We start from the raw sequence: 19,506 nt of genomic DNA, 5'->3' as shown, positions 1-19,506 counted from the left end.
AGGAAATGATGCTGCTGAGCGTACTCAATCTGGTTCAATGCGTATACAAAAGCTGATTCGCGTGAAAGACTTTCATTCCTTGAACAGCGAAAAGAAGTTGAAAATAATTTAGCAAGCCTGTTCGACCAGGGGCGTTGCCTGCGTCGACCCCGGGGTGCATACTATCTGGCGTGAGTGGAACACCTATTCGAGCGTTATCTGCGGCGGCGCACCTGCATGAAGTGGGCGAAGCGCCTGCTCAGCCGACGCGTGCTGAGCAGATCGCAGAGCTGCGTGCGCGTATGGCTGCGCTCGGCGGGGAGGTCCCTCAGGAGGTTGCTGCTGATACTGAGGGGCTCACGATCGGCGGTGGTCTTTCGACTGTGTTGCCGAATGGTGGCTTGGCGCGAAGAGCGGTCACGCACGTCAGTGACACTCCTGCGCTTGTCGTGGAACTGCTCGGCCAGGTGGTGGAAGCCGGTGGGCGCGCAGGCGTGGTGGGGTGGCCGGAGCTGTCGTACGCCGCCATCGGTGCAGATGCGCTTGAGCGGGTCGTCGCGGTGCCGGAGCCGGGTATCGACGACCTCTCGGTGGCGGGCGTGCTCGCCGAAGGGCTTGACCTGGTGGTGCTGCGCACTCGCAGTGCGCTGGAATTGTCTCCGGTGCGCGCCCGGCCACTGCTGGCCAGGATCCGGAAAGGGCAAGCGGCGCTTGTGTGCGTCAACGTTGCGGTGCCGTCGCCGGCGCTCACACTGACGGGCACGCTCGCGCAATTCCACGGCATCGGCAGAGGCACGGGGCGCATTACCGGGATCGATTTCGATGTCCGCGCAGAAGGTAAGGGATACCGTCCGGCGAGTGCACGGGTGACGTTGGGTGCTGGTGGTGAGCGGGGCGTCGATAGACGAAAGCTGCGGCTGGTCACATGAGAGTAGCGGCGTTGTGGTTCCCGGACTGGCCCGTGCAGGCCGCGAAGTTGGAGTCCGGCGACGAGTTGGCAGAACCCATTGCGATTGCGGCGCACCACAGGGTGAAGGCGTGCTCGCAGGCAGCCCGCCAAGTGGGCATCCGGCGTGGGATGCGGGTGCGAAACGCACAGGCGGCAGCGCCGGAGCTGACGGTGGTGGAGGACAACACCGACCGCGACGGCCGGATGTTCGCAGCACTTGCAGCGGGGCTCGACGACGTCGCGGCGAGCGTGGAAGTGCTGCGCCCAGGCCTTGTCGTTGCGGACCTTGAGGCTGCGGGCAAGTTCCACGGCAGTGAGGACCGTGCGCTTGAGATGCTTATCGACGCCGCCTCGCGCCGCGGCATCGACGCCCTTGCCGGTGCCGCCGACGAGATCGCCACCGCAGTGATCGCCTCGCGCTCATCTGACGTGGTGGCGCAGGGGCAATCGGCGACGTTCCTGGCAGACCAGCCACTCGGTGTGCTCGTCGCCGAAGAAGCGCTCGGCGCGGACATGGACACGGTGCGGGCGTTGGGGCAGTTGGGGATTTCCACGCTCGGGCAGTTGGCGGCGCTGCCCCCGGCGGCTGTCACCACGCGCTTCGGCCAGTCCGGGATGCTCATCTACCGGATCGCCGCAGCCACGCCGGACCGCCGCGTCGCGCCCGAAATTCCCGTGGAGGACCTCGCGGTGGCGATCACTCCGGAGGACCCGATCGACCGAGTTGATGCTGCCGCGTTCGCCGCCCGTGCACTGGCCGCTAGCCTGCACGAACGGCTGAAAGAAACGGGGCGGAACTGCCTGCGGCTGAAAGTGACGGCCGAACTTGGCGACGGCACCCGTGTCGAACGCGTCTGGCGCACCCGCGAAGCACTCACCGAGGCCGCGACCGCCGACCGGGTGCGCTGGCAACTCGACGGCTGGCTGACCGGCGGCGGTGCCGGTGAAATTACAAGTCTCATCCTGGAACCGCTCGAACTCGCCGCCCCAGAACCCGTCGGCGAACTGTGGGCCGACGGCGCCTCCACCGACACCGCCCGCCGCGTCGTGGAACGCGTGCAATCCCAACTCGGCATCGACGCGGTGCTCCAACCCCGGCTCGTCGGCGGCCGTGGCGTGGCAGAACGGGTGCAGATGGTGCCGTACGGGGAGGCGGGGCCGGTCGTCGACAAGCTGTCCTGGCCCGGAGCAATCCCAGCACCGCTGCCTGCGCGCCTCGGTGGCGGCATCGAGCACCCCGCCTCGCGCATCGCGCTTATCGACGACACCGCAACCCCCGTCATCGTCACCGCCGAAGTACTGCTCTCAACCACGCCGTACGCCCTGGCCTGGGGCGATCGCCGGTTTCTGGTTACCGGTTGGGCCGGGCCGTGGCCCGTGGATGAAGGATGGTGGGCCCAAACCGAAGGGGCCACAGGACGGCTTGCGCGCATGCAGGTGGTCGGGCGCGAAGGCGGGCCAGACGGCGCGGTGACAGGGTGGCTCCTTGTGTGGAGCAGGCGCAGCTGGCGTGTCGAGGCGGTGTACTAACGGTGGGGTGAGCGGTGCGATTAGTTCTGGACGATGTCGACGACCACGCGCTTCGGGTCCTCCAACACCTGCACCGAATACGGCAAAGCAGAGCGCAGACCCACCACGACCTGGCTACGACCCTCATAAGTGCCAGCGCTGATCACGTCGATGACGTTGCCAGTATCGCCAGCCATCTTCACCTCAACATCGGAATCCTTACCCATCTCAAACGGGTAGACGGTGCCGTCGACGTTGATGTTCAAAAACGCGTTACCCGCGACCTTCAACGGCTGGCCCGTGGTCTCCTGCATCGGGGTGGAGGTGTAGTCCACAAACCAGCCCGGATCCCCGTCGCCCTCAAGGTCCACCACGACGCGGTCGAATCCCTCATGTGCGCCAACACGGACCGCGGTGACCACAAGCTGCGACGGTGCCGACGGGCGCTGCGTCTTCGGAGACGGGTCAGCGTTGCCCAACGGTTTCACACGGGGAGAGCTGGCGGACAAGCTGCTGGCCACCGTTTCACCGGCCCCAAGGCTGGGTGTGGTGCAGGCGGTGCAGGCAGCGATCGTCGCTACGCAAGCGCCCACGACCGCAGCGCGGAAGGAACCGGAATTTTTTTGCATTAAGCCACCGTAACCAGCAGGAGGAATCAGAACAAAAGCCTCAGAGCGAAATACCCAAAAGGTTATCTAACTGTTACAGAAGTGAATGTTGTTCAAATGGGTCATCTAATAAGTTAGGCCAAGCTTGGCTATGGTGGTGACATGCGACAATTGCCCTGCTCAGATGTTGAGGTTGAACCGCTGCCCGGCACCGCCAAGCCCGGCGCTACCTACGTCATCTTTGAGTGGCCCGACCCGTGGCCGCGCGACGTGATTTCCAACGCCGCACTTGGCGAAGAAATCACCCCCAAAATCTCCAAACACCTCGACGAATACGACGCGTCCTTGCTGCTCATCCGCCACCCAACGCGCGAAGGCCGACACATTAAGGACCACCACCTCTACCTCGTCTTTGCCGACGAAGGCATCACCGAGGTCCTCCATGTCGACGGACCAGAAGCAATCCTGGATCTCGATCTGTCAGGGCCTGGCAAAAACGGTGGGAAGCGACGGGAACGTCCGCTGCTGCTGATCTGCACCCATGCCAAGCGCGATGTCTGCTGCGCCGTAAAGGGGCGCCCGCTGGTCAACGCGCTGCACGAGCGCTACCCATTCGGCCCGGGCAACGACGTTGCGTGGGAGGTCTCCCACATCAAGGGACACCGTTTTGCCGCAACCATGCTGCTCATGCCGTGGGCGTATAGTTTCGGCCGCATGAACGTGGAAGCCACCGACGCGATGCTCACAGCCGCGAAGCGGGGCGAATACTTCGTACCCGGCAATCGCGGGCGCGGCACGCTCAGTCCGGTGGAGCAGGTGGCCGAGATTGCTGTTGCCAGCGAGGTCGCTGAGCCTCGTTACGGGGAGTTCGACGTTGAGCCTGTGCGTATCGACGACACCACTGCCACCGTCAACGTCACCACCGCCGGTAGGGAATACGTCGTCGAACTGGAAAAGCGTCCGGTCAGCGGGATTGTCGATTCCTGCGGCAAGGCCCCCAAGGAAGGCTCCGCCTGGGTCGCGCTCACTGTGCAGCCACGTTAGGTGGTGCCGGGCGGGGGCGAAACCATGCCCTAGATGTACTCGTCGAGCACCTCAGCCACTGACCCGATGACCCGGTCGGTGGCTGCTTTCACGTCGGCGGGGGAGTGGTGGAAACTGTGCGAGTGATCGGCGAGGGTATGCATGGTCAGGTCGTTCCAGGAATCGCCGAACGTGTAGAGCTCCACGTCGTCGCGGTTGATGCCGAGTACCTCGAACAGCTCGAGGATGCCGGAGCCTTTCGACCGGCCCGGTGCCATGAGATCGATGTAGTCCTGGTTTTGGGCAACTTCTACGTCGCCGAGTTTGGTGGCCCAGGCGATGACTTCGGCGCGCAGCGCGTCGTTGTCAGGAATCCAGAACGGAATGACAGCGAAATGGTGGTCCGGGATGTCGCGAATCCTCATCGGCGTGAAGTGAGCCGTGAAGTCGTGGGTACGGCCGGTGTTGTTGGCAAACACGCCGTCGACACGTCCGATGGTGGTGCCGAAAATAGCCAGTCCCTCGCGCTCCCCGAACTGTTCCACGGCGGCACGCAGGACGGCACCGTCGAGTTCGTGGCTGAAGATCAGGTCACGGTTGGCACCGTCGGTGGCGGACGCACCGTTGGACAGCACCTGGTAGTCGAACGCTAGCGTGCTGCCGGCCATGCCGTGGGCGAGCGCTGTACGGGAGCGTCCGGTGGCAGAAATGGCAAGATGCCCGGCTTTGCGCCAGGCATCTATTGCGGCGATATCCTCCTGGTCGAAACCGTGGGGAGGGTGGTGGAGAGTGCCATCGAAGTCGAACGCCGCTACCTTCATGGCACTTCAATCTACCGGCGCATGACCTTCTTGGACAGCCAGTTGCCCAGGAACTGAGCGAGCTGCACGATCACCACGATGACCAGGACTGCAGCCCAGGTGACTTGTGGCTCGAAGGCGCGGTAGCCGTACACGATGGCGAAGTCACCCACACCGCCACCACCGATGTAGCCGGCCATCGCAGACATATCGATGACTGCGATGAAGATGAAGGTGTAGCCCAGGATCAACGGGCCGAGTGCCTCCGGCAGGATCACCGAGGTGATGATCTTCCAGGGGCCGGCACCCATGGAGCGGGCGGCCTCGATAACACCGGGGTCGATGGCGACGAGATTTTGCTCCACAATGCGCGCCACGGTGAACGTGGCGGAGAAACACATCACGAACGTTGCCGCGGCACGGCCGATGGTGGTGCCCACGACCTCCAGGGTCAGTGGGTACAGCATCGCGATCATGATGATGAACGGGATTGGCCTGAAGAAGTTCACCGCAACGTTGATCAGGGTGTAGACCACGTTGTTGCGCAGGATGCCACCTGGTCGGGTGGTGTAGAGCAGCATGCCCAACACCAGGCCGAAGAAGCCACCAACAATCATGGTGATGGCGACCATCCACAGGGTGTCGCCGATGGCGTCGAGGAAGGTGGGGCCGAGGTTGTCCCAGTTTGGTTCAGCGAGCAGGTATTCGGTCATCGGGTGATCTCCTCAATCTCGGTGCTGCGCTGCAGTGTGGCCAGGAATTCGTTGATGGCGGCGTCGTCGCCGTTGAGGCGGACGGTCATCTTGCCAAAGGAACGTTCCTGCAGGGTGGTGATGCCAGCGTGGACTGGCTCGATGACAACACCGCGCGTGCGGGCGGTCTCGGCGGCGCCGAAGAACCCGGAGTCCTCGGAAAGATCCACGGTGAACAGACGACCTGGTTTGGTCAGCAGTTCGGCGCGCTCAACATCATCGGGGGTGTTGCGCAGGCTCGTCGCTGCGAAACGCTGGGCGACGGGGGTCTGCGGGTTGGCGAAGACGTCGTAAACCCCGCCGTACTCCACAACACGGCCGTTCTCCATTACGGCAACCTTGTCGGCGATGGCTCGGATGACATCCATTTCGTGGGTGATCACCACGATGGTGATACCGAGTTCTTCGTTGACGCGACGCAGCACTCCGAGCACCTCGTGGGTGGTTTCGGGGTCGAGGGCGGACGTGGCCTCGTCGGCAAGCAACAGCGATGGGTTGGTCGCAAGTGCTCGCGCGATGCCGACGCGCTGCTTCTGGCCACCGGAGAGCTGCTCCGGGTAGTTTTCGCCACGGTCAGACAGACCGACGAAGTCGAGCAGTTCAGCAACGCGGCGCTTGCGTTCTTCCTTGCCTACACCGGCCAGTTTCAGCGGGTATTCGATGTTGCCCGCTGCGGTACGGGAGGAAAAGAGGTTGAACTGCTGGAAGATCATGCCGACGTTGCGGCGGATCTCGCGAAGTTTACGTTCGGGCATGCCGACGACGTTTGTGTCGTCGAGAAGCAACTCGCCCGAGGTTGGCATATCAAGGCCATTGATGAGGCGGACAAGCGTTGACTTGCCGGCACCCGAGTAGCCGATCACTCCGAGGATTTCGCCTGGCTCGACGGTCAAGGTGACGTCATCGACGGCCTTGACCTCGCGCTCTTTGGTTTTGAAAACCTTGGATACGTTCCGGAACTCAATCCGGGTGCCGGTTGTTGTCATTTACTTGTACTCCTCCACAAGTCGGTCGAGGATCTCGTTGAGTTCCTCCTTGCTGCGCTGGACCTGCACGGCGGTGCCGTTGGAATCCTCGTCAAGCGCTGCGGTGACCTCCGGCGACTGCCAGATGTCGACCAACTTGGCGTACGTCTCGTTGTCCAGGTCATCGCCTGAGACAGTGAATACGTTGATGTACGGCTCCGCAAGCTCGGAGTTCGGATCGTCGGCCGCGACCGAGGAAGCCGGGTCGATACCTGCGCGTGCCAGCCAGTTGTTGTTGATCACAGCCGGGCGGCCTTCGTTGTAGGCGTTCGGCGTCTGGGACGCATCCACAGCGACAACCTTGACCTTGGAGGCATCCTTATCGATGTCAGCCGGGGTCGGGGTGAGCTTCGGCGCGCCTTCACGCAGCTTCAGCAGGCCAGCCTGAACCAGCACGTTGATCGCGCGACCCTGGTTGGACGGGTCGTTCGGCACTGCGATCTCGGTGCCCTCGATGCCGTCGAGCGAGTCGTGGTCCTTCCAGTACAGGCCAAGCACGTTGATCTCGCCAGAACCGATGATGCGCAGGTCCTTGCCAGCGGTGGCGTTGTACTGGGCCTGGTAGTTGATGGTCTGGAACTTCGAAATCTCGATCTGACCCTCGGTCTGTGCTGGGTTGACCTGCGGATACTCGGAGAAACGCACGATATCGAGCTCGATGCCGGCCTTCTGGGCTTCGTCCGCGAAGACACTCCAGGCCTTCTGGTCGGCGTCGGTGGTGCCGATCTTGACGGTCACAGCGTCGCCATCAGCACTGCTTGTCGACGACTCCGTTTCCGACGAGCACGCCACCAAAGAGGTTGCGGCGATGACAGAGGCTGCCGCCGCTGCGAGAAAACGCTTGGTACGCATGATCTACGCGCTCCTTATTGCTTCTTGTGCTTACTTGTTCTGCAGACGGTCAAGGATGTCGTTGAGCTCCTTCTGGTCGCGGTAAACCGGAACCGAGGTGCCCTTGGAGTCCTTGGCGGTAGCTTCAGCAACCTCCGGGGTCTGCCACAGCTCGACCAGCTTGTTCAGCGTTTCATCGGAAATGTCCTCGGAACGAGCAGCGAACACGTTGATGTACGGCTCTGCTTCCTTGGACTCCGGATCGTCCTCGAACACGGCCAGGCTCGGCTCGATGCCTGCGCGGTCCAGCCAGGTGTTGTTGATGATGGCCGGCTTGCCCTCGTTGTAGGCATTCGGCGTCTGGGATGCGTCGACCGGGGTGACGGTGACCTTGGACTCGTCCTTGTTGATCTCGGCCGGGGTCGGGGTCAGCGGGTCAGCGACGTTGTCGTTGAGGGTAAGCAGACCGGCCTGAACCAGCACGTTGATGGCGCGGCCCTGGTTGGACGGGTCGTTCGGGATAGCGACGGACTGGCCCTCAATGCCGTCGAGCGAGTCGTGGTCCTTCCAGAACAGTGCGAGCGGGACGATCTCGGTGGAGCCGACAACCTTGAGGTCGTTGCCGGAAGCAGCGTTGTACTCGGCGAGGTACTTAATGTGCTGGAACTTGTTCACGTCCAGCTCTCCCTGTGCGAGAGCCTCGTTGACCGGGGAGTAGTCGGAGAACTGCACGATGTCGAGCTCGATGCCGTTGTCAGCTGCGAGCTGCTTGAATACAGTCCAGGCCTCCTGGTCGGCCTCGGTGGTACCGATCTTGACGGTGACGTTCTCGCCGTTTGCGGCGGTGGTCTCGGTGGCGTCGTTGGACTCGTTGGAGCAAGCGACCAGGCCGGTGGTGGCGAGCGCTGCAGCAGCAACGGTTGCGAGGGTGCGCTTGATACGCATGATGTCTCCTTGTTTATTGGGAAAGTTTGACGGGTGAGAATCTAGCACCCTATGTACCGCTTAGTCTATTTTTTAGAACAAAGCAGTTTGCGCTTCTATGCCTGGGCCAATAAAAGTGCAGCTTGTCCGATGTTGTGCAACGCCGTTCGAAGGTGGTCTGACTCTGCGTTCGCGTCCAACTTCATCGTGCAGTCCAGGTCGCGGCATACCCAAAGAAGGTGCCATGCAAGATCGTCCCAATCTGGTGCGCCGGTGACGAAAGTACATCCATTTTTGGTTACCTCTAGGTCGGTGCGATAGGGAGGGGGGATCCGTTCGGCCACCAGATCGGGTGAGCTTTCCAGCTCCACACGGATGACGCAGGGATAGCGTTTTGCGATATCGCTGCTGAAGTCCGGGGGTGGTGGAATCTTCGGGGTGAAACCCCAGCATGTTGTCTGTGCGTTGCTTATTCGGTCGAGGCGAAAAGTGCGCCAGTCGTCTCTGCTTTTGTCAAATGCTTGGAGGTACCAGAGCTCGCCTTGGGTCATGAGCCGGGCTGGTTCAACTTCCCTCGTGGATGATGTGCCGTTGGGCTTGCTGTAGGTGAAACGTACGAGCGTGTGGTCCCGCTGTGAAGTGGCGAGTTGGGTGAGTAGTTGTAGTTCGACGGTCGGGCGCTCATGGGGGAGCGCCGTAGTTGCGTTATCAACCGCTGATGCTAGGGCTCGCAGGTGGGGCGGCAAGATGTGATCAATTTTGGCCAAGGCACGAAGTGCGGCGGTTCCAGCGTTGTCGGTGCCGTTCAGGGCCATCATGCGCAGACTCGCGACGAGCGCGACGGCCTCGGTGTCGTCGAGGAGTAGGGGCGGTAAATGGCGACCAGTGCCCAATTGGTAGCCTCCCTCGATCCCGCTGCTGGAATTGACCGGGTAGCCCATATCGCGCAACCGCGCGATATCGCGGCGCACTGTGCGCTCTGTGACGCCGAGCTCAGAGGCGAGGGCGCTTGCTTGCCACGTGGTTCGCGCTTGCAATAGTCCCAAAAGCTGGAGCACGCGCTGCGTCGTATTTGCCATGCAGTCATTCTTCTCCATACTGCGGACAAAAGCTGTCCTCAACGGGGCTTAGGGTTCCGGTTGGAAAGTGATCAACAGGAAGGAATATCGATGTATTTTCCGCGCAAAGACAATGAGCTAGACACGCTTTGTAACTATCTTGACGTGCAGTTAGATGCGCTGCGGGCTAGCGCGTTTGGGCTTGACGACGATGCTGCGAGGCGCACTCCACTCCGCAGTGCGCTGAGCATTAGCGGACTGCTCAAACACGTCACGTTTGTCATGGTGAGGTCGCTTTCCGGTGCCGGTGTTGCCGGGTATGAACACTCACAGGCCGACTTTGCAGCCAGCTTTACGCCGACTGCCGAAGAGACGCTGGATCGCATCTTGGAACGCTTCGATAGCGTGCGAGCTGACTATATGGAGATGTGTCGCGGCGGTGACCTTGAGGCGGAACTGCCGGTGGGGCCGTTCCCGTGGTACGGCATGGATGAGCCGCAGGTAGCTAAGTTGCGCTACATCTATGTGCATGCGGTGGAGGAGTTCGCCCGCCATGCCGGGCATGCGGACATCATTCGGGAGCAGATTGACGGTGCGCAGGCTGCAGAGTTGCTTGCGGCGATCGAGGGGTGGGAACCGAACGAATACATCACCCCTTGGAGTAACTAGCACACAGTTTCGAACGGTGGTAGCGTTCCCGCTATGAGGTTCAACGGGGGAGCGCCACTGTCGTGGTCGCGGCTCGAACGCATCCTCTCCGGCCGCCCCGGCCCGGAGCCGGTGCCGGTCGGTCACACCGGCACGCCCGCAGGCGCCGCTTACGGCAAGGCGGAGCCAGCGCCCCCGCCGCAAAAACAATGCCTATCGACGACACCGTTCGCCGAGCTGCACACCGTCAGCTCGTATAGCTTCCTCGGCGGGGCGAGCGAACCGGAGGACTTGGTGGCCCGGGCCGTTGAGCTGGGACTGAGCGCGGTGGGGCTGCTGGACCGGGACGGATTCTACGGTGCGGTGAAGTTCGCGGAGGCGGCCGCCGCGGCCGGGCTGGACACCGTCTTCGGGGCGGAGCTGACGTTGGGTGACACCGTCCTGCCCGTGATCGCCCGCGGGCCGGAGGGGTACAAGCGACTCTCCCACCTGATGGCGGACGCGCACATGGCCACCCGGGAAAAGGACAAGGTGGCCTATCCGCCGCTGGAGCTCATCGGCGACCAGCTGGGCGGCACCTGCGTCGTGCTCGCCGGCTGGCAGTGGGTAGGGGAAATCGACCACCTGGTCGAAACCTTTGGCCAGGACAATGTGGTGCGAGAATATGAAGTTTCGATGACTCCTGAAGACGCTGACCGGCACGCAATGCTCGATCGTTTTGATCACCTCCCCGCCATCGTCACCGCGATGCCGGCGGCAGCCACGCGTGAGCAGGCGAGGTTGGCTGCGGCGAAGCGTGCGTTGGCTCGCAGAGAAGCACTTGCACAAGCATACGGGGACTTGCATCCGATGGGGGCGAACTGGCTGCGCTCTGGCGAGCAGCTCGAACGCATGCTGCCGGGATGCAAACACATGCTGGATTACAGCGTTGAGTTGGCAAAGCAGTGCGCGTTCACGCTGAATCTTGTCGCGCCTGAACTGCCGCGCTACCCAACGCCAAGCGGGCGAGGCGAGATGGATCATCTGCGGGATCTGACGTTGGCGAGCGCGCAATTCCGGTACGCGACGCGGAGTGCGGATGTGCGCAACCAGGCGATGAAGCAGATCCGCTACGAACTGAGCGTGATTGAGGAGCTGAACTTTCCCGGCTACTTCCTGATCATTTACGACCTCGTGGATTTCTGCGCGAAGCAGAACATTTTGTGCCAAGGACGTGGTTCGGCGGCGAACTCGGCGGTGTGTTTCGCCCTCGGGATCACGAATGTCGAGCCGATCGAGGCAGGCCTCCTGTTCGAGCGTTTCCTATCTCCCGACCGTGACGGACCACCAGATATTGACCTAGACATTGAGTCAGGCCGGCGAGAGGAGGTCATTCAGTACGTCTACGACACATATGGGCGCGACAATGCGGCGCAGGTAGCTAACGTGATTACGTACCGCACGAAAGGGGCGGTCCGTGATGCCGCGCGTGCGCTCGGATACGCACAGGGCGCTGCGGATAGTTGGTCGAAGGGGCTTTCAGATCCGCCCGAGGCTGTGGAGCAACTTGCAGCGCAGTTCAAGGGGCAGCCGCGTCACCTGGGCATTCATTCTGGTGGCATGGTGATTTGTGACCGTCCCATCGCCGACGTCGTCCCCGTCGAATGGGCGCGCATGGCAGATCGCTCGGTGGTGCAATGGGATAAAGATGACTGTGCCTCCGCTGGCCTGGTCAAGTTCGACCTGCTGGGGCTCGGCATGCTCGAAGCGCTGCACCACATGGTGGATCTCGTGGAGGAAACCACAGGCCGCAAGGTGCATTTGTGGGAGCTTTCGCTTGACGACGACGCCGTGTACGACATGCTTTGCCGCGCCGATTCCGTCGGCGTGTTCCAGGTTGAATCGCGCGCACAGATGGGCACGCTGCCTAGGTTGAAGCCGCGCAGGTTTTTCGACCTGGTCGTGCAGGTGGCCTTGATCCGCCCTGGTCCAATCCAGGGTGGTTCGGTGCATCCGTACCTGCGGCGTCGCGACGGGCTAGAGCCGGTCGTGTACGACCATCCGGTGCTCGAGCGATCCCTTGGCAAAACACTGGGGATCCCGCTGTTCCAAGAGCAACTCATGCAGATCTGCGTCGATGCGGCTGGTTTTTCCGGACGTGAGGCGGATGCGCTTCGGCGCGCGATGGGATCGAAACGCTCGCCGGCGAAAATGGCGGCGTTGCGCGCACGGTTCTTCGAAGGCTGCTGGACTACTAACCAGATCGGTGAAGAGGTAGCAGAGCGGCTGTGGCAGAAGATCGTGGCGTTCGCCGCATACGGGTTCCCGGAATCGCACTCCCAGTCGTTCGCCTCTTTGGTGTACTTCTCCGCCTGGTTTAAATGCCACTACCCGGCGCAGTTCTGCGTGGGATTGCTGCGGGCGCAACCGATGGGATTCTACTCACCACAGTCGCTGGTACAGGACGCACGCCGGCACGGGGTAGAGGTACTGCCAGTGTCGGTCAACGCGTCGGGGCGCGAGGCGCGCTGCATTGATTCCTCAACGATCCGGATGGGGCTCGGGCTCGTCCGTGGCTTAGGTGCGGATGCCGCCGACCGGATCGAAGCAGCGGCACCGTTTACCGATATTGCGGATCTATCGCGCCGGGCTGACCTGAGCGTCGACCATGTCGAGGCGCTCGCGCGGGCGGGGGCGTTGGACTGCTTTGAGGTGTCTCGTCGACAAGCATTGTGGCAAGCGGGTATCGCTGCCACGGAACGCCACGGCATGCTGCCCGGATTATCGGCGATCTCGGCGCCGGCGCTGCCTGGCATGAACTCGTTCGAACTCATGGTGGCTGACATCGCAGCCACAGGGGTGACCCCGGAGCTCATGCCAGTAGAGATGGTGCGCGAATCGCTGGAGAAGCGAGGCGTTATTCCGGTTGCACAACTGCTGCATGGCGTGGAGGACGGCACTCGCGTGCGCATCGCCGGAGTGGTGACGCACCGCCAACATCCGGTCACTGCAGGTGGTGTGACATTTTTGGGAATGGAGGATGAAACCGGGCTGGTCAACGTGGTTATCTCAGTCGGGTTGTGGAAGAAGCAACGCGTCCTTGCCCGCACTGCGAAAGCGCTCGTCGTACGCGGGATTGTGCAAAATGCTTCCGGGGCAGTGTCCGTGGTGGCGGACCGGTTCGAACCGTTGGAGGTAGGGGAGCTGCTCTCCCGGGGATCGAGGGACTTCCGATGAATGCTTCGATGAGCCCTGTCATGAGCAAGGCCGTGTCTGGGGCTGCTGGTAGCGTGATCGCCATGTCTGAAGCGCTCAGCGGAAGCCCTGAACATCACCCCGGACCAAACACTGCAGGCCCGAACACTGCAGGCCAGCCCACTACCGGCGTGCATAGCCCGGTGCAGCCTTTGCCGTCCTCGGTCGAGGAGATGCACAAAGTGTCGCCGAAGTTGATGTGGCCGATGCTGGTGTCGAATGCCCTGTGGACCATCGGCGTGTGCGGTGGCCTGTATTTGGCCTACCGCGAGTGGGGCTGGGGATTCCTGATCCCGCTGGGGATTTTCACGGTGATCTTCATCTGGCGCTTCTTCCTTATCCCGTACCAGGTCCGCAACATGGGTTGGCTGGAGACCGAGGACGAACTGGTGCTGAGCACCGGCAAGATGTTCCACACGATCACGGTGATTCCGTACGGGCGCATTCAGTTCGTGGATGTGCAGTCGGGGCCGATCACACGTGCCCTGGGGCTGAAGGAGCTGACGGTGCATACGGCGTCGAATTCGTCCAACTCGGATCTGCCGGGACTGCTTGCGGCGGATGCAGATGCGTTGCGGGATCGCCTTGCGCTGAAGGCTCGTGAGCGGATGAGTGGGCTGTGACAAGCGGACGCGTATCGACGATTCCCGGCATGGAGGGCTACCGCCACGTCCATAGGCTCACGCCACTGTTGCGTGTGTGGACGTTCATGCTGGCCCTAGCGACACTCGCCCTGTTCAACTTCACCATGCCGATTTATCGGTGGATGCAGCGCGAAAACGTCGGCCCCACCGACATCGCATGGGCAGCCGCAGGTCTTGTGGCTGCGCTCGTGGTGATTTTCGCGGTGTCCCAGGTGTGGTGGCGCCGCAGCGGATTTAAGGTAGGCGACGAAGAAGTGGAGACCCGCCGCGGTGTGCTTACCAACCAAATCCGCACCGCGCGCTACGACCGTGTGCAGGCTGTTGACGTAGTCGAATCCTTTGCACCGCGACTGTTCGGGCTTGCCTCCGTGCGTATCGAGGCCGCAGGCAGTGCCAGTTCAGGTTTGGACATCACATACCTTCCGCGCGAGGAAGCAGAAGAGGTCCGCGCGCAGATCCTGGCCCGAATTGACGGGCCAGTGAAGCGTTCGCTTGAGAGCGCCGCCGCTGCCGGGGCCGAATACGCACCGAACATGTTGGTGCCGCCGATCCCGATTCGCCGCTCGCTGATCGGCACCACATTGCAAATGTCGACCGTATTCACACTGGCGTGGTCGACGATTCCACTGTGGACGGATGTGACCGCCGCGGCGATCATCCCTGTTGTGGTGGGTTTTATGCCCCGCATTTGGCGCACGATCGACCAGTCGTGGCGCTTCAACGCGACGAAGGACGGGGAGGTGTTCCACTTGACGTATGGGTTGGCGAATCGTCGTCGGCAAGCAATGCCTCGCTCGCGTATCCACGCGGTGCAGTTGCGCCAGCCAATGTTCTGGCGCCCGTTCGGATGGTGGACGGTCTCTGTCGTGGCGGCGGGTTATGGCTCGGAACGTAACAAGCAAACCGGCACGTCGAAGATTCTGCCAGTGGGGACGTGGGAACAGGCGATGGCCGTGATCGATGCAGTCGGTCCGCTAACCGGCGCTGAACTGACCGATCTGGACAACGTAGATTTCCGCTCCCCGCGCAGCGCCCGGTGGATCTCACCGTTCGACTGGAAACGTCAAACGGTCAAGGTCCGCGCCGACGCGGTCACGACAACGGCAGGGCGGATCGGGCGCTGGTTCCAGATGGTGGACGTCCCACACATCCAGGAACTGACCTTTAACCAGGATCCGTTGCAGCGAAAACTCGGCTTGGCCAGCATTGACCTGGACCTGGTGCCCGGCGCCTTCAGCGTGACGTGTCGGGATTTGGAGGAGGACCAGGCGCGTGGGCTCGTCGATAAGCTGCGCGCTCGCGAGCTACCGCCGTTGTCACAAAGCGCCGGGGAACCCGAGTTGGCGCCAGGCCTCGTAGATGGCGACTGACGCCGAGTTGGTCAGGTTCATGCTGCGTCGCGACGGCAGCATCGGAATCCGCACCTGACGCGTAATCCGCGGGTGGGCGAGGTGCTCCTCCGGGATGCCGTTGGCCTCGTTGCCGAACAGCAACGCGTCGCCGTCCTGGTATTGCACCTCGTGGTAGTGGTGGTCGGTGTGCGCGGTGAACGCGAAAATGCGGGAGCCTTCCAACGCGTCGAAGCAGGCGTCGATGTTGGGGTGGATGACCACGTCTGCAAGATCGTGGTAGTCCAGGCCTGCGCGTTTGAGGTGTTTGTCGTCAAAATTGAAGCCGAGCGGCTCGACGAAATGCAGCTGCGCGCCGGTATTTGCCGCAAGGCGGATCGCCGCGCCAGCGTTGCCGCCAATGGCCGGATTGTCATAGATGATGTGGAGCACGCACAAGAGTCTAGGATTGGGGCCGTGACTGCGATCAAACTGGACGGAAAACTCTACCGCGAGGAGATTTTCGCGGACCTGCGCGAGCGCGTGGCGCGACTGAAGGAACAGGGGGTGACCCCGGGTCTGGCGACGGTGCTTGTCGGCGAAGATCCCGCTAGCCAGAACTACGTGCGCATGAAGCACAAGGACTGCGAAGAGCTCGGCATTGCCTCCATTCAGAAGCACCTGTCTGCGGAGACCGCGCAAGAGGAGCTTGAGGCGGTTATCGACGAGCTCAACCGCGACGATTCCGTCACCGGCTACATCGTCCAGTTGCCGCTGCCGAAGCACCTGGATGAGAACCGGATCCTGGAGTTGATTGACCCGGACAAGGACGCCGACGGCCTCCACCCGGTGAACCTGGGCAAACTCGTCCTCAACGAGCCGGCCCCGCTGCCGTGCACCCCGAACGGCTCCATCAAGCTGCTCGAACGCTTCGGCGTGGACCTCAACGGCGCGATCGTGTGCGTCATCGGCCGCGGCGTGACCGTGGGGCGCCCGATTTCCCTGATGCTGACCTCTCGCGATGTCAACGCCACCACCGTGCTGTGCCACACCGGCACCAAGGATCTCGCTGCGGAGACTCGCCGCGCGGACGTGATCATCGCTGCCGCTGGCAAGCCACACATGATCACCGCCGACATGATCAAGGAAGGCGCGGCGCTTCTCGACGTCGGCGTCTCCCGCGTCGACGGCAAAACCGTCGGCGACCTGCACCCCGACGTGTGGGAGAAGGCCGGTTGGGTCTCCCCGAACCCGGGCGGTGTCGGCCCGATGACGCGCACGTTCCTGGTGCGCAACATTGTGGAAAGCGCCGAGCGCCAAGCAGGCGTGAACCAGCAAGCAAACCAGGACGCGTAACAACGTGGGAAGCACCCGCATCCAGCTCCCTGGGACTTCGCTGCCACCGGGGTTGACGCTGGATAACCCTCACGACCGCGGCAACGCCCCGTCACGCCTGCCATTGTGGGCGCAGCGCGTCGGGGTTGCCCTGTTTGTTGTCGGGTTTGTCATTTCCGGCATCTTCGCCGCTACCGAGCACTGGCGTCGCGCCACGTTCACCCTTGGCGCGGCGCTGCTGTGGCTCACGCTGGTGCGCTTGACCTGCGACTCCAAGGTTATTGGTCTGGTCGCGGTGCGCTCCAAGCGTTTCGACGCCATGTTCACCACCGCCCTTGGCGCCACCATGATGTGGCTGTCCTGGTCGGTGGACGCCTTGGGGTCTTAACTCCTAGATCGCGTAGTCGCCGTAGCGTGACGCGATCTCGCGGGCGGGCGGGATTTCGTGGGTGAGTTTGATGAAGTTGCGCAGAATCCGGTCCATCTGGCGTGCCTCCACGAGGAAGGCGTCGTGGCCGACGGGGGAGGACAACTTCGACATAGCCAGCAGGTTGCCTAGGTTTCGGGAGATGTGTTCCTGCTGGTGGTAGGGGTACAAGATGTCGGTGTCGACGCCGACGATCATCGTCGGCACGGTTGAGGATGCCAACGCCTTGTTCAGCCCGCCGCGGCCCCGGCCGATGTCGTGGCGGTTGAGGGCTTCGGTGAGGGTGACGTAGCAGGCGGCGTCGAAACGCTCGGTGAGCTTTGTGCCCTGGTGTTCCAAATAAGACTGGACGGCGAAACGTTGGCCGTCTTGGCGGAACGGTCCGAGTGGGTTTTCGCCGGTCTGGGCGGAGGTACCGAAGCGCTCGTCGATTTCCATCTCACCGCGGTAGGTCAGGTGCGCGATGCGGCGTGCGGCGGCGAGGCCGGCATCGGGCGACTGGCCGGTGCCGTGGTAGTCGCCACCCTGCCAGGCTGGGTCCTGGGTGATCGAGGTGATCTGCGCGGTTTGGATACCGATTTGCCAGGCGCTTGCCCGGGCAGACACCGCCAGCACCAGCGCGTAATCGGCCTGCTCGGGGTAGAGCAGCGTCCACTCCAGAGTGCGTGCACCGCCCATGGATCCACCGATGACCGCGTGGACGCGCCCAATGCCGAGACGGTCAAGGAAGGCGTGCTCGGCGTGCACCATGTCGCGGATCGTGATGGCGGGGAAGCGCGATCCCCACACGCCGCCGTCCGGATGCTCGCTCGCGGGGCCGGTGGAGCCGTAACACGACCCGAGTGCGTTGGTGCAGATCACGCACCACTCGTCGGTGTCTAGCGCTTTGCCGGGGCCGATGGCTTCGGACCACCAGTCGGCGGCGTCACTGTCGCCGGTCAATGCGTGTTCGACGAGGATCACGTTGTTGACGCCGTTGGGGTCGCCTTGCAGTGCACCCCATCGTCGATAAGCAATGCGCGTATCCGCGATCACCTCGCCGGCTTCAGTGACAACATCGCCGATGGCGACCGTGGCAAGCTGCCCTTCGGGAGCCAGCATTTAGACCGCCGCGAAACCGCGCTCGAGGTCCGCGATAATGTCCTCGACATCCTCGATGCCGACAGACAAACGCACCGTGGCCTGCGTAATACCAGCGCGAGCGAGGCCGGCAGCGTCCGACTGGGAGTGCGTTGTCGACGCCGGGTGCACCACCAGCGAGCGCACGTCGCCGATGTTGGCCAGGTTGGAGTGCAGCTTCAGCGCGTCGATGAACTTCCACGCGTTCGTCTTGTCATCCTGATCGCCCGCGATGTCGAAGGAGAGCACCGAACCGGTGTACTTCAGACCCAACTTGTCCTTCGTCGCCTTGTACGGCGAATCGTCCAGGCCTGCGTAGTTGACCTTGGCCACCTTGTCATGGCCCGCGAGGAACTCCGCCACCTTCAGCGCGTTCGCATTGTGCTTTTCCACGCGAAGCGCCAACGTATCAATACCCTGCAGCGCAACCCACGCGTTGAACGGCGAGATCGCCGCACCCGTGTCGCGCAGCAAACCGGCGCGGGCACGCAGCGCGAACGCCGGGGCGCCCAGGTCCGCGTACTTCAGGCCGTGGTACGCCGGATCCGGGGTGGTAAACAGTGGGAAGACGTCCTTGCCGTCGCGCTGGACGGTCCAGTCGAACTTGCCGCCGTCGATAATCGCGCCGCCAATCGCAGCACCGTTGCCGGTATAGAACTTCGTCGTGGACACGACCACGATGTCCGCACCCAACTCCAGCGGCTTGACCAGAGCGGCAGTCGCCATCGTGTTATCGACGATCAACGGCACCTGATTGTTATGGGCCACCTCTGCAATGGCCGGGATGTCTAGCACGTCCGCGATCGGGTTGCCGAACGTCTCGCCATAAAACGCCCGTGTGTTCGGCTGGACGGCAGCCTGCCAGCTTGCGGGATCGTCCGGGTTTTCCACGAAGGTGAACTCAATGCCCAACTTTGGCAGCGTGTGCTGGAACAGCGTCTCGGTGCCGCCGTAGAGGCGCGGGGAGGTAACAACGTGGTCGCCCGCCTGTGCCAGGGTAAGAATTGCGGCGGTCTCCGCAGCCATGCCGGACGCGAACGCCGTGGCAGCCACGCCGCCCTCCAGCGACGCCAGGCGATCCTCTAGTGCCTGCTGCGTCGGGTTGGTCAGGCGGGTGTAAATCGGGCCTGCATCCGAGAGGTTAAAGCGGTTCGCCGCGTGCTGGGCATCGTCGAACACGTAGCTGGTGGTCATGTAAATCGGCTGGTTACGCGCGCCGTAATCCTGGTCGACCTGCTGGCCAGCATGGATCGAGCGCGTACCAAAGGACCATTCTTGTGCGTTGGAGTTGTCGTAGTTTCCCATGCGTCGCA

General features: G+C 62.6%; 19 protein-coding genes. 9 read left to right on the top strand and 10 right to left on the bottom strand.

Annotated elements, in window-relative coordinates:
- Positions 1 to 170 precede the first annotated feature (170 nt).
- Both HMPREF2734_RS08995 and HMPREF2734_RS08990 read left to right on the top strand, forming a co-directional pair.
- Positions 171 to 908, top strand: a complete 738-nt coding sequence (locus HMPREF2734_RS08995; protein WP_224213052.1) for a hypothetical protein — start codon at positions 171 to 173, stop codon at positions 906 to 908.
- Complete coding sequence (locus HMPREF2734_RS08990; protein WP_070570560.1) at positions 905 to 2,458, top strand: Y-family DNA polymerase; 1,554 nt, start codon at positions 905 to 907, stop codon at positions 2,456 to 2,458. The genes HMPREF2734_RS08995 and HMPREF2734_RS08990 overlap by 4 nt, the downstream gene beginning before the upstream one ends.
- Positions 2,459 to 2,478: 20 nt before the next feature.
- Here the strand turns inward: HMPREF2734_RS08990 and HMPREF2734_RS08985 are convergent, their stop codons facing one another.
- Positions 2,479 to 3,066 carry an AMIN-like domain-containing (lipo)protein gene (locus HMPREF2734_RS08985; RefSeq protein WP_070570558.1) on the bottom strand — a complete coding sequence of 196 codons (588 nt, stop codon included), beginning with the start codon at positions 3,064 to 3,066 and terminating at the stop codon, positions 2,479 to 2,481.
- A gap of 141 nt (positions 3,067 to 3,207) precedes the next feature.
- On the opposite strand from HMPREF2734_RS08985, the gene HMPREF2734_RS08980 reads away from it, so the two are divergent.
- On the top strand, positions 3,208 to 4,089 hold the full coding sequence (locus HMPREF2734_RS08980) for a sucrase ferredoxin (RefSeq protein ID WP_070570556.1): 882 nt from the start codon (positions 3,208 to 3,210) through the stop codon (positions 4,087 to 4,089).
- Positions 4,090 to 4,118: 29 nt separating this feature from the next.
- Here HMPREF2734_RS08980 and HMPREF2734_RS08975 read toward each other — a convergent pair whose 3' ends face one another.
- From HMPREF2734_RS08975 to HMPREF2734_RS08950, 6 genes are all read right to left on the bottom strand, one after another.
- A complete protein-coding gene (locus tag HMPREF2734_RS08975) occupies positions 4,119 to 4,889 on the bottom strand; it encodes an HAD family hydrolase (RefSeq protein ID WP_070570554.1) in 771 nt (256 codons plus the stop codon).
- A gap of 11 nt (positions 4,890 to 4,900) precedes the next feature.
- Positions 4,901 to 5,581 (bottom strand): methionine ABC transporter permease, encoded by a 681-nt coding sequence (locus HMPREF2734_RS08970; protein ID WP_070482425.1) that lies wholly within the window; start codon positions 5,579 to 5,581, stop codon positions 4,901 to 4,903.
- Positions 5,578 to 6,606 (bottom strand): methionine ABC transporter ATP-binding protein, encoded by a 1,029-nt coding sequence (locus HMPREF2734_RS08965; protein ID WP_070570552.1) that lies wholly within the window; start codon positions 6,604 to 6,606, stop codon positions 5,578 to 5,580. The genes HMPREF2734_RS08970 and HMPREF2734_RS08965 overlap by 4 nt, the downstream gene beginning before the upstream one ends.
- Positions 6,607 to 7,497, bottom strand: a complete 891-nt coding sequence (locus HMPREF2734_RS08960) for a MetQ/NlpA family ABC transporter substrate-binding protein (RefSeq protein WP_070570551.1) — start codon at positions 7,495 to 7,497, stop codon at positions 6,607 to 6,609.
- Between the two features lie 30 nt (positions 7,498 to 7,527).
- Entirely contained in the window at positions 7,528 to 8,421 is an 894-nt protein-coding gene (locus tag HMPREF2734_RS08955) for a MetQ/NlpA family ABC transporter substrate-binding protein (protein ID WP_070422801.1), read from the bottom strand.
- Between the two features lie 95 nt (positions 8,422 to 8,516).
- Positions 8,517 to 9,479, bottom strand: a complete 963-nt coding sequence (locus tag HMPREF2734_RS08950; protein WP_083284741.1) for a helix-turn-helix transcriptional regulator — start codon at positions 9,477 to 9,479, stop codon at positions 8,517 to 8,519.
- Positions 9,480 to 9,569: 90 nt separating this feature from the next.
- Between HMPREF2734_RS08950 and HMPREF2734_RS08945 the strand changes: the two genes are divergently transcribed.
- Genes HMPREF2734_RS08945 through HMPREF2734_RS08930 form a run of 4 tightly spaced genes read left to right on the top strand, consistent with a single transcriptional unit; the run spans position 9,570 to position 15,354 of the window.
- Entirely contained in the window at positions 9,570 to 10,127 is a 558-nt protein-coding gene (locus HMPREF2734_RS08945; protein WP_070422802.1) for a DinB family protein, read from the top strand.
- A 33-nt stretch (positions 10,128 to 10,160) separates the two neighbouring features.
- Positions 10,161 to 13,322 (top strand): error-prone DNA polymerase, encoded by a 3,162-nt coding sequence (locus HMPREF2734_RS08940; RefSeq protein ID WP_070570549.1) that lies wholly within the window; start codon positions 10,161 to 10,163, stop codon positions 13,320 to 13,322.
- A gap of 20 nt (positions 13,323 to 13,342) precedes the next feature.
- The gene (locus tag HMPREF2734_RS08935) at positions 13,343 to 13,963 is read left to right on the top strand and encodes a PH domain-containing protein (protein WP_371440429.1); all 621 of its coding nucleotides are present in this window, start codon (positions 13,343 to 13,345) and stop codon (positions 13,961 to 13,963) included.
- Positions 13,960 to 15,354, top strand: coding sequence for a PH domain-containing protein (locus HMPREF2734_RS08930; protein ID WP_141740851.1), 1,395 nt, complete (start codon positions 13,960 to 13,962; stop codon positions 15,352 to 15,354). Before HMPREF2734_RS08935 ends, HMPREF2734_RS08930 begins: the two co-directional genes overlap by 4 nt.
- On the opposite strand, the gene HMPREF2734_RS08925 is transcribed toward HMPREF2734_RS08930, so the two are convergent.
- Positions 15,301 to 15,771: a tRNA (cytidine(34)-2'-O)-methyltransferase gene (locus tag HMPREF2734_RS08925; protein ID WP_070422805.1), complete on the bottom strand. Its 471-nt coding sequence runs from the start codon at positions 15,769 to 15,771 to the stop codon at positions 15,301 to 15,303. The two genes, HMPREF2734_RS08930 and HMPREF2734_RS08925, sit on opposite strands and share 54 nt — an antisense overlap.
- An 18-nt stretch (positions 15,772 to 15,789) precedes the next feature.
- Between HMPREF2734_RS08925 and HMPREF2734_RS08920 the strand changes: the two genes are divergently transcribed.
- Together HMPREF2734_RS08920 and HMPREF2734_RS08915 are read left to right on the top strand one after the other, a co-directional pair.
- A complete protein-coding gene (locus HMPREF2734_RS08920; protein ID WP_180952324.1) occupies positions 15,790 to 16,668 on the top strand; it encodes a bifunctional methylenetetrahydrofolate dehydrogenase/methenyltetrahydrofolate cyclohydrolase in 879 nt (292 codons plus the stop codon).
- A gap of 4 nt (positions 16,669 to 16,672) precedes the next feature.
- Positions 16,673 to 17,035 (top strand): DUF3017 domain-containing protein, encoded by a 363-nt coding sequence (locus tag HMPREF2734_RS08915; protein ID WP_224213045.1) that lies wholly within the window; start codon positions 16,673 to 16,675, stop codon positions 17,033 to 17,035.
- Positions 17,036 to 17,038: 3 nt separating this feature from the next.
- Here HMPREF2734_RS08915 and HMPREF2734_RS08910 read toward each other — a convergent pair whose 3' ends face one another.
- Together HMPREF2734_RS08910 and HMPREF2734_RS08905 are read right to left on the bottom strand one after the other, a co-directional pair.
- Complete coding sequence (locus HMPREF2734_RS08910; protein ID WP_070570547.1) at positions 17,039 to 18,175, bottom strand: homoserine O-acetyltransferase MetX; 1,137 nt, start codon at positions 18,173 to 18,175, stop codon at positions 17,039 to 17,041.
- Positions 18,176 to 19,498: an O-acetylhomoserine/O-acetylserine sulfhydrylase gene (locus HMPREF2734_RS08905; RefSeq protein ID WP_070570545.1), complete on the bottom strand. Its 1,323-nt coding sequence runs from the start codon at positions 19,496 to 19,498 to the stop codon at positions 18,176 to 18,178.
- Between the last annotated feature and the right edge of the window lie 8 nt (positions 19,499 to 19,506).

It is taken from the genome of Corynebacterium sp. HMSC055D05 (genome assembly GCF_001810365.1).
In the GTDB taxonomy this organism is placed as follows: Bacteria; Actinomycetota; Actinomycetes; order Mycobacteriales; family Mycobacteriaceae; genus Corynebacterium; species Corynebacterium coyleae.
Note: the sequence above shows the minus strand (reverse complement) of the source record. Positions and strands in the feature narration are given on the sequence as shown.

Bases quoted from the DNA above. Each gene is read 5' to 3' on its own strand.
- HMPREF2734_RS08940 (WP_070570549.1), top strand. From the start codon at position 10,161: ATGAGGTTCAACGGGGGAGCGCCACTGTCGTGGTCGCGGCTCGAACGC.
- HMPREF2734_RS08955 (WP_070422801.1), bottom strand. From the start codon at position 8,421: ATGCGTATCAAGCGCACCCTCGCAACCGTTGCTGCTGCAGCGCTCGCC.
- HMPREF2734_RS08945 (WP_070422802.1), top strand. From the start codon at position 9,570: ATGTATTTTCCGCGCAAAGACAATGAGCTAGACACGCTTTGTAACTAT.
- HMPREF2734_RS08960 (WP_070570551.1), bottom strand. From the start codon at position 7,497: ATGCGTACCAAGCGTTTTCTCGCAGCGGCGGCAGCCTCTGTCATCGCC.
- HMPREF2734_RS08910 (WP_070570547.1), bottom strand. From the start codon at position 18,175: ATGCTGGCTCCCGAAGGGCAGCTTGCCACGGTCGCCATCGGCGATGTT.
- HMPREF2734_RS08965 (WP_070570552.1), bottom strand. From the start codon at position 6,606: ATGACAACAACCGGCACCCGGATTGAGTTCCGGAACGTATCCAAGGTT.
- HMPREF2734_RS08970 (WP_070482425.1), bottom strand. From the start codon at position 5,581: ATGACCGAATACCTGCTCGCTGAACCAAACTGGGACAACCTCGGCCCC.
- HMPREF2734_RS08905 (WP_070570545.1), bottom strand. From the start codon at position 19,498: ATGGGAAACTACGACAACTCCAACGCACAAGAATGGTCCTTTGGTACG.
- HMPREF2734_RS08935 (WP_371440429.1), top strand. From the start codon at position 13,343: ATGAGCAAGGCCGTGTCTGGGGCTGCTGGTAGCGTGATCGCCATGTCT.
- HMPREF2734_RS08950 (WP_083284741.1), bottom strand. From the start codon at position 9,479: ATGGCAAATACGACGCAGCGCGTGCTCCAGCTTTTGGGACTATTGCAA.
- HMPREF2734_RS08975 (WP_070570554.1), bottom strand. From the start codon at position 4,889: ATGAAGGTAGCGGCGTTCGACTTCGATGGCACTCTCCACCACCCTCCC.
- HMPREF2734_RS08990 (WP_070570560.1), top strand. From the start codon at position 905: ATGAGAGTAGCGGCGTTGTGGTTCCCGGACTGGCCCGTGCAGGCCGCG.
- HMPREF2734_RS08985 (WP_070570558.1), bottom strand. From the start codon at position 3,066: ATGCAAAAAAATTCCGGTTCCTTCCGCGCTGCGGTCGTGGGCGCTTGC.
- HMPREF2734_RS08980 (WP_070570556.1), top strand. From the start codon at position 3,208: ATGCGACAATTGCCCTGCTCAGATGTTGAGGTTGAACCGCTGCCCGGC.